This is a genomic window from Actinomadura sp. NPDC023710, from assembly GCF_040639875.1.
GTDB classification, from domain to species: domain Bacteria; phylum Actinomycetota; class Actinomycetes; order Streptosporangiales; family Streptosporangiaceae; genus Spirillospora; species Spirillospora citrea.
Window position 1 is genome coordinate 1 of the sequence record NZ_JBFAGB010000017.1, and the last position, 12,593, is coordinate 12,593.

A 12,593-nucleotide genomic window follows, 5' to 3' on the forward strand; every position below is an offset into this window, starting at 1 on the left:
ACCCAGGTGGACGCCGCCGTCGACCGCTGGGTCTGGTACGCCGGCTGGGCCGACAAACTCACCGCCGTCACCGGCGCCGCCAACCCCGTCTCCGGGCCGTTCTTCAACTTCTCCACCCCCGAACCCACCGGCGTCGTCGCCGTCGTCGCACCCGACTCGCCGCTACTCGGCCTGGTATCCGTCCTGGCCCCCGTCATCGTGTCCGGCAACACCACCGTGGTCATCGCGTCCGAACCGGCGCCGCTGCCCTCCATCACCCTCGCCGAGGTCCTGGCGACCTCCGACCTGCCGGGCGGTGTCGTCAACCTCCTCACCGGCCACCGCACCGAGATCACACCCTGGCTGGCCGCCCACATGGACATCAACGCCCTCGACCTCGCCGGCGCGCTCCCCGAGCACGTACAGGAGCTGGAGGACAAGGCGGCCGGGAACCTCAAGCGCGTTCTGCGCCCCACGGGCGACGACTGGACCGCCGAACCGGGAACCACACGCATGACCGCGTTCCTGGAGACCAAGACCGTCTGGCATCCGGTGGGCGTCTGAGCTGAAATGGCGCTGCGTGTGTAGAGGGTCACGAAGTGTGGAATAGATCTCCCCGTAACTGATCACAGTGGGGGGAGATCAGTGCCTACCAAGACCGCATCGCGTACGGCGAGCCGAGGGACGGCCGCCCGTACGAAGAGCACATCAGCGACCAAGTCCACCGCCGCCAAGAAACCGGCGGCCAAACGGACCTCGGCGGCCAAGGCGCCGTCGCGGTCCACGACCAGCCGCACGACCAGCCGCACGACCGCGACCAGGAGCAGTACGGCGAGGAAGCCGGCGGCGTCCAGCCGCTCGGTGTCGTCGTCGACGGCCGCGACCCGCGTCACCAAGGCCGCGAGCCAGGCCAAGACCGCCGCGACGCAGATGAAGTCGGTGGCGACCAAGGCGTCCTCGTCGGCCAAGGCCATGACGGCGATGACCAAGGCGATGACCAGCGCGACCAAGGCCATGTCCGACGCCGCCAAGGCGATGGACGCGGCGGCGAAGGTCATCACCACCGCCAAGCCGACGGGGACCCGCGCCACGACGGCGAGGAAGACCACGGCGGCGAGCCGGAGCGGCACGAGCCGGACCACGGCCCGGAAGTCCACCACGGCGGCGTCGAGCCGCTCCAGGACGACGGCGTCGGGCCGGGCGGGTGCCGCGAAGACGTCCACGGCGCGCAAGTCCACGTCCAGGGCGGCCACGTCGCGGACGGCGAGCGCGGCGAAGACCTCGGGCACGGCCAGGGCGTCGGGAACGGCGAAGACGGCGGGCACGGCGAAGACGGCGGGCACGGCACGGAAGACGGCCGCGCCCAAGTCAAGGACCAGCGCCGCCCGCAAGACGACGTCGTCGCGGACGAGCGCGAGCACACGGTCCGGCGCCGCGAAGGGGGCGGCCGGATCGGGGGCCGCCAAGTCCGCGTCGTCGGCCCGCAAGACGCCCGCGCGGCCCGCGCCGCCGCCGTCCGTGGTGGAGCCGAAGACCAACTCGCTCCAGCACTCGACCCGGACGGACGGCGGGTTCCTGAGCGGGCTCACCGATGCCGGCCGCGAGCGCTGAGCCACCGATGGACGAGAAGGACATCCTGGCCCGCATCGACGCGTTCGTGGGGGAGGAGCGCCGGCTCCGCGAGCGGTACCAGCGCGACGAGCTCGACCGCGAGGAGGAGCACCGGCGGCTGGAACGGCTGGAGGTCGCGCTCGACCAGTGCTGGGACCTGCTGCGCCGCCGCCGGGCCAGGCTTGAGGCCGGCGAGGACCCCGGCGGCGCCGAGGTCCGGCCGCCGGACGAGGTCGAAGGCTACCTGCAGTGACCCCGCCTCGACCGAGGCGCCCGCTGCGGTTCGGCCTGTCCCTCGCCCCGGACGCTTCCGCGCCGCTGGTCCGCATCGCCCAGGAGGCGGACCGGTGCGGGCTCGACCTGCTCGGGATCCGCGACCAGCCGTACCGGCGCGACACCGCCGACGCGCTCGCGCTGATGGCGGCCGTGCTGGCCGGCACGTCCCGGATCCGGGTGCTGCCCGCCGTGGCGTGCCTGCCGCTGCGCCCGCCCGCCGCGCTCGCCAAGGCGATCGCGACGATGGACCGGCTCAGCGGCGGCCGTGCCGAACTCGGTCTCGGCACGGGGATGGAGCCGGGCGGCGTCGAGGTCTACGGCGGGCCGCGCCTGGCCGGCGCGGCGTCGCGCCGTGCCCTGGAGGAGGCCGTGCAGCTCATCCGGCTGCACTGGAGCGACCAGAACGGGCTCCGGTTCGCGGGCGAGCACTACCGGTTCGCGGCGTCGCAGGCGGGCCCGGCGCCCGCGCACCAGATCGGCATCTGGCTGGGCGTCACCGGTCCGCGCGGCCTCGACCTCGCCGGAAGGGTCGCCGACGGCTGGATCGCGCCGTCGTCGCTCGTCCCGCCGAAGCGGCTCGCGGACGGGCAGCGCCGCCTCGACGACGCCGCGCTCAGGGCCGGTCGGGGGCCCGGCGAGATCCGCCGCGTCTACGTCCTCGAAGGGGACGTCGACGGGCGGGAGTCGCGGGGCTTCCTGCACGGCCCGCCGCGCCAGTGGATCTACGAACTGACCGAGCTGGCCATCGGGCACGGCGTCGACTCGTTCCTGTACGGCGGCAATCCCGAGCAGCTCCAGGTGTTCGCCATGGAGATCGTCCCGGCCGTCCGGGAGCAGGTCACCCGCGAACGGGCCGGGCCCGCGCAGGGCGGGCCACGGCCGGAGGCCCCGTCACGGGCCGGTCAGCCATCGCCCCACGGTACGAGCGTGCCATGACGTGCGGCGCCGCGGCCGGCGCCCGCCTCACATGCGCTCGGGGGTGGGGACGCCGAGGAGGCCGAGGCCGGTGACGAGCGTGCGCAGCGTCGCCGCGCACAGCGCCAGCCGCGACGCCCTCGTCTCCTCGTCGGGGGCCTTCAGCACGGGGCAGTTCTCGTAGAACGTCGTGTAGGCGTCGGCGACCGAGTAGACGTAGCTCGCCAGCCGGTGCGGCTCGGCGGTCTCGCCGGCCTGCTTCAGCACGGCGCCGAACCCGAGCAGCTCCAGCGCCAGCGCGCGCTCGGCCGGGTGGGTGAGCGTGATGGGGCCGGTCGCGTCCTCGGGGGCCACGCCGCCCTTCCGGAAGATCGACCGGATCCGCGCGGTCGCGTACTGCAGGTACGGGCCCGTCTTGCCGTTGAACGAGATCATCCGGTCGAAGTCGAAGGTGTACTCGCTGTCGCGCGCCACCGACAGGTCGGCGTACTTCACCGCGCCCATGCCGACCGCCTGGACGATCCCGGCCCGGGTCGCGTCGTCGAACGGCTCGTCGTGCTGGATCTCGTCGAACACGGCGCCGGCGCGCTCGACCGCCTCGTCCAGCAGCTCCGACAGCTTGACGGTGCCGCCCGCCCGCGTCCGCAGGATCTTGCCGTCGGTGCCGAGGACGTTGCCGATCTGCGCGTGCTCGGCCTTCACCTCGTCGTTCAGCCAGCCCGCCATCCGCGCGACGGCGAACACCATCTGGAAGTGCAGCGACTGCGGCGCCCCGACCACGTAGACCATCCGGTCGACGTGCTCGGTGTCGACCCGGTACCGGATCGTGGCGAGGTCGGTGGTGGAGTAGTTGTAGCCGCCGTCGCTCTTGCGGATGATCACGGGGAGGGGCTCGCCCTCGCGGCCGGTGAACCCGGGCGGGAACGCGCACAGCGCCCCGTCGCTGATCACCGCGATGCCCTTGTCCTCCAGCTCCCGCGCGGTCGGTGCCAGCAGGTCGTTGTAGTAGCTCTCGCCCTTGATGTCGTCGTCGGTGAGGGTGACGCCGAGCCGCCCGTAGACGGAGTTGAAGTACCGCTTCGACACCTCGACGAGGACGTTCCAGAGCCGCAGCGTCTCGGCGTCGCCGGCCTGGAGCGCGACGACCCTCCGCCGGGACCGGTCGGCGAACGTCTCGTCGCTCTCGAACTTCTGCCGCGCGGCCTGGTAGAAGGCGGTCAGGTCGCTGACGGACGAGTCGTCCCGCGCGGCGGCGTCCTCACCGAGGTCGAGCAGGTGCTCGATCAGCATGCCGAACGGGGTGCCCCAGTCGCCGACGTGGTTGTCCCGGACGACCTCGTGCCCGAGGAACGCCAGGATCCGCGCGATCGCGTCGCCGACGATCGTGGTCCGCAGGTGCCCGACGTGCATCTCCTTCGCCACGTTCGGGGAGGAGTACTCGACGACGACCTTCTGCGGCTTGTCCGCGAGGGGGACGGCGAGCCGCTCGTCCTCCAGGGCCCGCTGCGCCTCACCGGCGATCCACCCGTCGCTGAGCGTCAGGTTGATGAACCCGGGTCCGCTGACCTGCACCTCCGAGACGACGCCCGCGGTGTCGAGGTTCGCCGTGATCTCCTCGGCCACCTCTCGCGGCCTGCGGCCCAGCTTCTTGGCCAGCGGCAGCGCCACGTTGGCCTGAAGGTCGGCGAACTGCGACGGCCGGATGACCGGGTCGGTGTCCGCGTACGACGGTCCGAATGCGGCGCTCAGCGCGGCCTGGACCCGGGCGGCGACTACGAGTTGCGGATCGGGCATGCTCCAAGGTTATCGGCGACGCGCCAAGGCCCGGAATCGGTTTTGCGCGAGGCTAGGGCGCGGCGGGCGGCTCTTTGCGGTCGGGGACGGTGTCGCCGGCGGGGGAGGGGATCTCCGGGACCTTCTCGCCGGGCCGGTCGGCCGGTCTCTCGGCGGGCCTGTCGCCGTCGCGCTCGCCGTGCGTCCAGCGCCCGAACCGGGACGTGCGGGTCGCGGCGACCTGCTCGCGGATCCGCTCGACGATCCGTCCGGCGGCCAGCCGGTGCGCCAGGTCGCAGGCCGAGGTGATGGCGCGGGCGCGGGAGGCGCCGTGCGCGATCACGACCGTCCCGTTCAGGCCGAGCAGGACGCCGCCGCCGTAGGTGTCGGGGTCGAGGCGGTCGCGCAGGTCCTGGAGGCGGCGCCGCTGCAGCAGCGCTCCCATCCGCGCGGCGGGGGTGGAGGTCATCGCGTCGCGGATCTCCGTGAACGCCGTGGCGACCGTGCCCTCCACGGTCTTGAGCGCGATGTTCCCGGTGAACCCGTCGGCGACGATGACGTCGACGCGCCCGCCCAGCAGGTCGTGGCCCTCGACGTTCCCGGCGAACTCGATGCCGTGGCTGCCGGTCGCGAGCAGTTCGTGCGCCCGCTTGGTGAGCTTGTTGCCCTTGCCCGGCTCGGTGCCGATGTTGAGCAGGCCCACGGACGGGCGGTCCACCCCGAGCAGGATCTGCGCGTACGCGGTGCCGAGCGCGGCGAACTGGACGAGCCCCTCCGGCTTGACGTCCGCGGTGGCGCCCGCGTCCAGCAGGATCGTGGGGCGCGGCCGGGTCGGCAGCGCCACCGCGATCGCCGGCCGCATCACGCCCTGCTGGCCCTTGAGCCGCAGCCGCGACGTCGCCACCACCCCGGCGGTGCTGCCCGCCGACACCAGCGCCGACGCCCGCCCCTGCTTGATCAGATGGCAGGCGATCGCGATGGAGGAGCGGGGCTTGCGCCAGCTCGCGAGCGCGCCCTCGCCCATGTCCAGGGCCTCGTCGGCGTGCACGATCGGGATCGTCCCGAGGACGCCGTGCAGGTCCAGCTCCCGCCGGATCCGCGTCGCCCGCCCGACCAGCACCAAGCGGACGCCGTGCTCGCGGACCGCGGCCACCGCCCCCGCGATGATCTCCTCGGGGGCGTGGTCGCCGCCCATCGTGTCGACCGCGATCGGCAGCGGGCGCACCGTCGCCGGGCGGCGCGGCGCCGGGCGCGGTTCGGTGTTCCTCGGCGGCGGCGGAGCGGCCCGCGGCGGCGCCGGGCTCGTGCGAGGCGGGTCCGGGCGAGGCGGTACGGTGCGGGGCGCCGCGGGGCCGGGCACCGGCGGGCCGGGCTCCGCCGGGCGAGGCGTCACGGGCCGCGACGGCTCGCCTGTGCCGGTCATGGCCGCTCCAGGAGGACGAAAGGAAAGACGGTGGGCCGCAAGAACGCAGCTCATCGCATCGTATGGCGTCCTTTCACCTGCCTTGGCGCCCCACGCCCGGAGTGGCGATCCTCACGCCGCCGGCCCTAGCCCTCCTGCTTCCGGCAGTCGGCGCCCAGGCACGACGCGTTCTCCACGACCGGCCGGCCGTCCACGAGGATCGTGTAGTAGTTCCTGCGCGTCTCCTGCTCACCGCTGCCGATGACCTCGACCGGCTTCTCGTCCGAGGTCATGCCGGTGCAGGACACCCGCATCTTCTTCTTCGTCCAGCCGGGCAGGTCCGCGCACCGCAGCGGCGCCCCCAGCCGCACGCCGTGCTGGTGCAGCTCGGCGGCGGCGGTCACGGGAAGCGCCTTGCGCAGCGCGGCCTGGGTCTTGTAGTGCAACTCCTCGCCGCCCGACAGCAGAAGGAACGCGCCGCCGCCCACCGCGGCGATCACGAGGAGTGCGGCGGACCCCAGGATCAGGGCCGGCTTGCGGCCGATCTTGAGGCGCGGCATCTTCACGCTGGGAATCTTCACACTCGCTACGTCACCGACGGTACGGGGGTGTATGCACTGCGTGTTGGGTTTTTCCGTTCCGTATGCGGATTCGTTGCCCGGTCAGCCGTTCGGATGCTCGCAGCCGAGGCCGAGGCAGTCCTTGCGGAGCACCTCGCGACCGCCGACGGTGACCACGTAGGACTCGCGTGGACGCTCGGTGTCGGCGTCGCGGGCGATCCCCGCCACGGTGACCGGTTCCCCGGTCGTGGTCCGGGCCGTGCAGTCGACGCGCACCACCGAGTCGGTCTCACGCCCCGGCGACTCGCAGTCGGGGCGTTCGCGCAGCTCGATGCCCCGCGCGTCCAGCTCGTCCACGACCCCGTCGGTGACGGCGTTGCGGTAGGCCCCGTCGGAGATCCTCTGCATGACCTTGCAGCCGGACATCGTCACGGCCAGCAGGACGGCGAGCACGACGGCGGGAAGGCGACTCACGCGGCCCCCTCCATCCGGCCGAGGCCGGCGACCGCGTCGGCCACCGCGTCGGGACGGTCGAGCGGGAGCATGTGCAGGGCGTCCGGGAGCTCGATCCGCATGCCGTGCGGCGTCATGCCGGCGAGCCGCTCGTGCGCCTCGGCCCAGGCGCGCTTGCGGTCGTCGCCGTCCACGTCGCCCAGCGCGGTCACGACGGCCAGCGGGACGGGCGGGAAGGGGCGCCGCTCGCGCAGCGCCGCCAGGTCGGCGGCCATCTCCCGGTAGGCCAGCTCCTCCGCGAGGACGGCGCCGAGCACCGTCCCGCGCCCGTACACCGACCGCACGACCTCCTCCGGGACGGCCTCGTCCCGGAGGCTGGTGCGCTTGAGGATCATCCGGCGGCCGAACGGCCCGGCGGCCCGCGCCAGCCGGGTCGCGCCGAGCACCACGCCCGCCGCCGCGGCGAGCGGGGCCAGCGCGGCGGCCAGCCGCACGGGCACCCACGCGTCGCCCTCGTAGCTCGGATCGAGCAGCACCATGCCCCGCACGAGCCGGTGGCGCGTCCTGGCCAGTGCCTCGGCGGCGAACGCGGCCATCGAGTGCCCGAGGACGGTCACCGGCCGGCCGGCCCGCTCCGCCAGCGCCCCCATGACGGCGGTGTCGCGGCGCAGCGAGGGCGGTGCGGCGGCGGCGGGGCTGAGCCCGAGGCCCGGACGGTCGTAGACGATCACCCGGTGCCCCTCCCGGAGCAGCGCGACGGACGGCTCCCAGTCGAACCAGGCGCCGCCCAGCCCGGAGCTGAGCAGCAGCGGCGGCCCGTCCGCCGGGCCCGACTCGACGACGTGCACCTGCTCGCCGCCCACGTTCACGATCTCGCCGGGGCCGCTGTGCGTCCCGCCGTCCGTCCCGCCGTCCGTGCGGCTCACAGGCACGCCTCCTCCCGCGCGGCCGACGCGTTCCGTGCCTCGCGCGCCGCGTCCCGCCGGTCGGAGTACAGCGCCCACGCGATGGTCAGCAGCCCCAAGCACAGGATGCCGATCTGGACGCGCTGGACGACCCCGAGCCACTGCCCCATGTACATCGCCACCAGCGTCCCGAGCGCGGCCACCGACTCGGCGAGCGCCAGCAACCAGCCCCAGCGGGCCAGGGCGGGCCACCAGCCGTACCGGCGGGCGGCCAGGGACAGCAGCAGCAGCGCGGCCACCCCGCAGACGATCACGGCGCTGCTGGTCACCGAGTGGAACTCGTGGGAGAACGACACGTTCTCGGAGCGTTCCCGGAGGGCGCACCAGGTCTCCAGGCTCGGTGCGCAGTCCAGGGGGAAGGACGCGTCGCCGATGGCGCACACGCCGAACAGCGCGAGGAACACCCATCCGGCGGTGGCGAGGGGCTTGCGGGTGAGCTTGCGGAGCGTCCCGGCCGCCACCAGGATCGACAGCACTCCGGTGATGAGGTCGCCGGCGCTGTAGACGAAGTGGTACGGCTGGTCGGAGGCCGACAGCTCGCTCACGTAGCCGTTGAAGAAGTCCAGCTTGGGGCTGAGGGCGTTCTCCAGCACGAAGCTCGCGTAGGTGACCGAGGCCAGCCCCGCGAGGACGATCAGGCGCATGGGGACGACACCCGGCCCGCCCCGCTGGTCAGAGTCCACCCGGCCCCCTCACGCCCGCACGCTCCCGTGCGCCGATCGGTCCTACCCGCCCCCAGTATTTCCGAACCGGACGCAGGTACGTGACCTGGGTCGGCTCTAACGGAGTATCCGCTGGCCGGAGGCTTAACGCGGGCTGAGGGAGAAGTTGACGTCCCGTAGTCGTTGGACAAGACATGGGGCTTCAACGATGATGACCAGGCCATTTGTCGGGATCGTCCTGACCTTGGCTTTGTCAGTGACGGACAGGGGGTATCAATTAGTCATGAAGTCACCCCAAACGGTTGAATAGGGTGGCCCGAGCAGTTCTGATCACGGTACGTGACGGCGCGCCCGGGTGCGCCTCCCCGCTGACAGCAAGGAGTACCAACACGTGACACTGGTGAACGACGCGGCTCCCGCAATGCGATCGACCGGTCGCAAGTTCCGCGCCTTCACGGCGAAGCACCTCGACGAGCTCACCGCTCGCGCGGGGCTGACACCCGCGCAGCGGCTCGCGACCCGGGCGGTGGCGACGGTACTGCCGTTCCGGACGAACGCCTACGTCATCGAAGAGCTCATCGACTGGTCGGCCGCTCCCGACGATCCGATCTACCGGCTGGTCTTCCCACAGGAGGACATGCTCCCCGCGGAGGACGTCGCGCACCTGTCGGACCTGCTGAGCCGCGAGGCGCCCAAGGCCGAGGTCGAGGCCGCCGCCCACCGGGTGCGGATGAAGCTGAACCCGCATCCGGCGGGCCAGATGGAGCTCAACATCCCGAGCTTCGGGGACGGCAAGATCCCCGGGATGCAGCACAAGTACGACGAGACGGTGCTGTACTTCCCCAAACAGGGCCAGACCTGCCACGCCTACTGCACCTACTGCTTCCGCTGGGCGCAGTTCGTCGGCGAGGCCGACCTGAAGATGGCCGGGGACGAGCCCGCCGCGCTGCGCCAGTACCTCCTCGCGCACCCCGAGGTGACGAGCGTCCTGTTCACCGGTGGCGACGCCATGATCATGGGCGAGCCGGTGCTGCGCCGCTACATCGAGCCGCTGCTCGACCTCGACCAGCTCGAATCCATCCGGATCGGGACCAAGTCGCTGGCGTACTGGCCGCAGAAGTTCGTCACCGACCCCGACGCCGACGACATGCTCCGGCTGTTCGAGCAGGTCGTCGCCTCGGGCAAGAACCTGGCGTTCATGGCGCACTTCACCCACCCGCGCGAACTCGAACCCCTGATGGTCGCCGAGGCGTGCCGCCGCATCCGCGACACCGGCGCGATCATCCGCACCCAGGCGCCGCTGATCCGGATGATCAACGACGAGCCCGCCGTCTGGGAGACCATGTGGCGCACGCAGACCCGGATGGGTCTCGTCCCCTACTACATGTTCGTCGAGCGCGACACGGGGCCGCAGGACTACTTCGCCGTCCCCCTGGCACGGGCGTACGACATCTTCCGCGACGCCTACAAGAACGTCTCAGGGCTGTCCCGGACCGTCCGCGGCCCGTCCATGTCGGCCACGCCCGGCAAGGTCTGCGTGGACGGGGTCGTGGAGATCGCGGGCCAGAAGGCCTTCGCGCTGCACTTCATCCAGTGCCGCGACGCCGATCTCGTCGGCAAGCCCTTCTTCGCGCAGTACGACCCTGAGGCCGTCTGGCTGGACGACCTCAAGCCCGCGTTCGCCGAACGCTTCCCCTGGCAGGTGTAGGGCCGCCCGTGGCGTGTTCGCCCGCTCCTGGGCGAGCACGCCACACCCTTCAGCGAAGGGGCCGGTGGAGGAAGAGGCACGCGATCAGCGTCGCGGCGCCGCACAGCACCATGACGTGACCGGGCGCCATCGCCTCGCCGAGGGCGCCCGCCGCGCCGATGCCGACCGCCTGGCCGGTCATGAGGCCGCTGCCGTACAGGCCGACCGCCTGCCCGCGGATCTCCTCGGGCACCGCGTCCACGAGCCGCCGCTGGACGACCAGCTCGTAGCCCAGCCCGAACGTCCCCGCCGCCATCAGCGCGCACGCCGCCGGCAGGCCCGGCCCGAAGGCGAACAGCAGGAGCGGCGCGCCGGTCAGCGCGGCCAGCGGCAGCGCGAGGCGCTCCCGCAGGTCCGGGCGGATCCAGCGCGCCGCCACCAGATTGCCCGCGAACATCCCGGCCGCGGCGGCCGACAGCAGCAGTCCGGCCGCGTCCGGGCGCCCCAGTTCCCCCGCGTACGGGACCGCGACCCCCTCCGCACCCACCGACAGGGAGATCGGCAGCCACCCGGCCAGGAGCAGCCCGCGCGTCGTGCGGCGGCCGAGCAGGAGCCGGTTGGTCCGCCACGTCGCCCGCGCCGCCCCCGTGGACGCGGGCCGGGACGCCGCCGGCGCGTCCGGGAGGCGGAAGCGGGCGAGGCCCGCGGCCAGCGCCGCGCCGGCGGCGGCGAGCCAGAGCGCCCCGGCCGGGGTGAGCACCGACAGCAGCAGCCCGCCCGCGGCCTGGCCGGCGATCTGGGCGGCCGCGCTGGTCATCGTGAACAGCGACCGCCCGAGCACGTAGCCGTCCCCGGGGAGCAGGACGGGCAGCCGGGCCTGGACGCTCGCGCTGCCGACCGGGGCGAACAGCCCCACCGCGACGAGCAGCGCCATGATCAGCGGCAGCGGGAGCCCGCCCACCGCGAGGACGGCCGTGACCGCCAGGCGCAGCAGGTGGTAGCCGGTGAGCAGCCGCCGCGCCGGGAGGCGGTCGGCGAGCGAGAGCAGCAGGGCGCCGCCGACCACGTACGGGAGCATTCCGGCGGCGAAGACGAGCGCCGCCGCGACGGGCGAGCCCGTGCGTTCGAACGTCTGGACCGACAGCGCGATGGTGCGGACCGAGTCGCCGGCCACCTGGAGCGTCTGCAGGGAGAACAGCGTCCGGAACTCGGGGACGCCGAAGACGTCGCGGTACCGCGCGGAGGTCGTCGAAGGAGCGGCCATGTCGGCGACTGTGCGGCCGCCGGTACCGTCCTGGACAATGTTTCGGGGAGGAGCGAAACATGTACCGCATCGTGGTGGGACCCGGCGACCTCGCGGCCAGCCGGTTCGGGGTCGCCCCCCTGATCGAGGTGCACAGCGCGCTCGGGGTGCTCGCGGGCCGGATGCCGGTCGGGCCGCTCGGACCCTGGGCGGAGCGGGTCCGCCCGGCGTACCGGCGGGTGGCCGGGGACCCGGCCCTGCGCGCGCTGGCCTTCCTGCGCCGCCCGCACGGGTACATGGCCGACTTCGTCGTCCCGCCGCCCGCCCGCCCGAACCTCACGGTCGCCGATCAGCTGGTGACCGTGCGGGCGACACCGCTCGGCCAGGCGCGCCGCGAGCTCGCCCGCAACCTCGCGGGGCTGCCGGAGCCGGACGCCGCCGTCCGGGAGGTGCTGGAGGCCCCCGACGTCGTCGAGCGGCTCGCCGCGGGCCTGGAGACGGCCTGGCGCGCCCTCCTGGAGCCGGACTGGCCGGTGCTGCGCTCGATCCTGGAACGCGACATCGTCCACCGCGCGGGACGCCTGGCAGCCTACGGCTGGGCGGCGGCGCTGGACGGGCTGTCCAGCAAGGTGCGCTGGCGCGACGGCGTCATCGAGGCGGACATCCACGGCGACGCCACCTACCGCCTCGGCGGCGCCGGGCTGACGTTCGTCCCCGTCGTCTTCGCCGAACTCGGCGCGGCGCTCGAACAGGACTGGCCGTACACGCTGATGTACCGGGCCAGGGGAGTGGCGGCGCTCTGGGAGAGCCGGGAGCCGCACGGCGAGGACGCTCTGGCCAGGCTGGTGGGCCGCACACGGGCCGAGCTGCTGCGCCTGCTCGCCGAGCCCGCCACGACCAGCTGGCTGAGCGCCCGCCTCCGGATGAGCGTCGGCGGGATCGGCGACCACCTCGCGGTGCTGCGGGAGTCCGGGCTCGTCACGCGCGAGCGCAGCGGCCGCTCCGTCCTCTACCGCCGGACGGCCGTGGGGGACGTCCTCATCGGAACCGGCTGACGCTCGACGGAA

The 12,593-nt window shown here is 73.3% G+C and carries 13 protein-coding genes; 5 read left to right on the forward strand and 8 right to left on the reverse strand.

Annotated features, from left to right (window positions below; genetic code table 11):
- Positions 1 to 543, forward strand: a 543-nt coding sequence (locus AB0H37_RS20690; protein ID WP_360614448.1) for an aldehyde dehydrogenase family protein, incomplete at its 5' end; no start/stop codon positions are given.
- A 62-nt stretch (positions 544 to 605) separates the two neighbouring features.
- On the opposite strand, the gene AB0H37_RS20695 is transcribed toward AB0H37_RS20690, so the two are convergent.
- Positions 606 to 1,595, reverse strand: coding sequence for a hypothetical protein (locus tag AB0H37_RS20695; RefSeq protein WP_360614450.1), 990 nt, complete (start codon positions 1,593 to 1,595; stop codon positions 606 to 608).
- Positions 1,596 to 1,597: 2 nt separating this feature from the next.
- Here AB0H37_RS20695 and AB0H37_RS20700 point away from each other — a divergent pair, with 2 nt between their 5' ends.
- Positions 1,598 to 1,843, forward strand: a complete 246-nt coding sequence (locus tag AB0H37_RS20700) for a DUF2630 family protein (protein WP_179832489.1) — start codon at positions 1,598 to 1,600, stop codon at positions 1,841 to 1,843.
- Positions 1,840 to 2,802: an LLM class flavin-dependent oxidoreductase gene (locus AB0H37_RS20705; protein ID WP_329095323.1), complete on the forward strand. Its 963-nt coding sequence runs from the start codon at positions 1,840 to 1,842 to the stop codon at positions 2,800 to 2,802. Before AB0H37_RS20700 ends, AB0H37_RS20705 begins: the two co-directional genes overlap by 4 nt.
- 27 nt (positions 2,803 to 2,829) lie before the next feature.
- Here the strand turns inward: AB0H37_RS20705 and argS are convergent, their stop codons facing one another.
- The 6 genes from argS to AB0H37_RS20735 all read right to left on the reverse strand — a co-directional run bounded on the left by argS (position 2,830) and on the right by AB0H37_RS20735 (position 8,617).
- Positions 2,830 to 4,575 carry an arginine--tRNA ligase gene (gene argS, locus AB0H37_RS20710; RefSeq protein WP_360614452.1) on the reverse strand — a complete coding sequence of 582 codons (1,746 nt, stop codon included), beginning with the start codon at positions 4,573 to 4,575 and terminating at the stop codon, positions 2,830 to 2,832.
- A gap of 52 nt (positions 4,576 to 4,627) precedes the next feature.
- Positions 4,628 to 5,977, reverse strand: a complete 1,350-nt coding sequence (gene plsX, locus AB0H37_RS20715; RefSeq protein WP_360614454.1) for a phosphate acyltransferase PlsX — start codon at positions 5,975 to 5,977, stop codon at positions 4,628 to 4,630.
- A gap of 125 nt (positions 5,978 to 6,102) precedes the next feature.
- Positions 6,103 to 6,516: a hypothetical protein gene (locus AB0H37_RS20720; protein ID WP_179838368.1), complete on the reverse strand. Its 414-nt coding sequence runs from the start codon at positions 6,514 to 6,516 to the stop codon at positions 6,103 to 6,105.
- A gap of 102 nt (positions 6,517 to 6,618) precedes the next feature.
- Entirely contained in the window at positions 6,619 to 6,990 is a 372-nt protein-coding gene (locus AB0H37_RS20725) for a hypothetical protein (protein WP_329095317.1), read from the reverse strand.
- Positions 6,987 to 7,895, reverse strand: a complete 909-nt coding sequence (locus AB0H37_RS20730) for an alpha/beta hydrolase (RefSeq protein ID WP_360614456.1) — start codon at positions 7,893 to 7,895, stop codon at positions 6,987 to 6,989. Before AB0H37_RS20730 ends, AB0H37_RS20725 begins: the two co-directional genes overlap by 4 nt.
- The gene (locus AB0H37_RS20735; protein ID WP_329095313.1) at positions 7,892 to 8,617 is read right to left on the reverse strand and encodes a DUF998 domain-containing protein; all 726 of its coding nucleotides are present in this window, start codon (positions 8,615 to 8,617) and stop codon (positions 7,892 to 7,894) included. The genes AB0H37_RS20730 and AB0H37_RS20735 overlap by 4 nt, the downstream gene beginning before the upstream one ends.
- Before the next feature lie 400 nt (positions 8,618 to 9,017).
- Between AB0H37_RS20735 and AB0H37_RS20740 the strand changes: the two genes are divergently transcribed.
- A complete protein-coding gene (locus AB0H37_RS20740; protein WP_179838371.1) occupies positions 9,018 to 10,304 on the forward strand; it encodes a lysine 2,3-aminomutase in 1,287 nt (428 codons plus the stop codon).
- 49 nt (positions 10,305 to 10,353) lie between these two features.
- Here the strand turns inward: AB0H37_RS20740 and AB0H37_RS20745 are convergent, their stop codons facing one another.
- Positions 10,354 to 11,547, reverse strand: coding sequence for an MFS transporter (locus tag AB0H37_RS20745; protein WP_360614458.1), 1,194 nt, complete (start codon positions 11,545 to 11,547; stop codon positions 10,354 to 10,356).
- A 59-nt stretch (positions 11,548 to 11,606) separates the two neighbouring features.
- On the opposite strand from AB0H37_RS20745, the gene AB0H37_RS20750 reads away from it, so the two are divergent.
- Entirely contained in the window at positions 11,607 to 12,581 is a 975-nt protein-coding gene (locus AB0H37_RS20750) for a helix-turn-helix domain-containing protein (RefSeq protein ID WP_360614460.1), read from the forward strand.
- Positions 12,582 to 12,593 lie beyond the last annotated feature (12 nt).

Excerpts from the sequence above, each read along its gene's own strand:
- AB0H37_RS20740 (WP_179838371.1), top strand. The coding sequence starts at position 9,018 with ATGCGATCGACCGGTCGCAAGTTCCGCGCCTTCACGGCGAAGCACCTC.
- argS (WP_360614452.1), bottom strand. The coding sequence starts at position 4,575 with ATGCCCGATCCGCAACTCGTAGTCGCCGCCCGGGTCCAGGCCGCGCTG.
- AB0H37_RS20745 (WP_360614458.1), bottom strand. The coding sequence starts at position 11,547 with ATGGCCGCTCCTTCGACGACCTCCGCGCGGTACCGCGACGTCTTCGGC.
- AB0H37_RS20750 (WP_360614460.1), top strand. The coding sequence starts at position 11,607 with ATGTACCGCATCGTGGTGGGACCCGGCGACCTCGCGGCCAGCCGGTTC.
- AB0H37_RS20720 (WP_179838368.1), bottom strand. The coding sequence starts at position 6,516 with ATGCCGCGCCTCAAGATCGGCCGCAAGCCGGCCCTGATCCTGGGGTCC.
- AB0H37_RS20700 (WP_179832489.1), top strand. The coding sequence starts at position 1,598 with ATGGACGAGAAGGACATCCTGGCCCGCATCGACGCGTTCGTGGGGGAG.
- plsX (WP_360614454.1), bottom strand. The coding sequence starts at position 5,977 with ATGACCGGCACAGGCGAGCCGTCGCGGCCCGTGACGCCTCGCCCGGCG.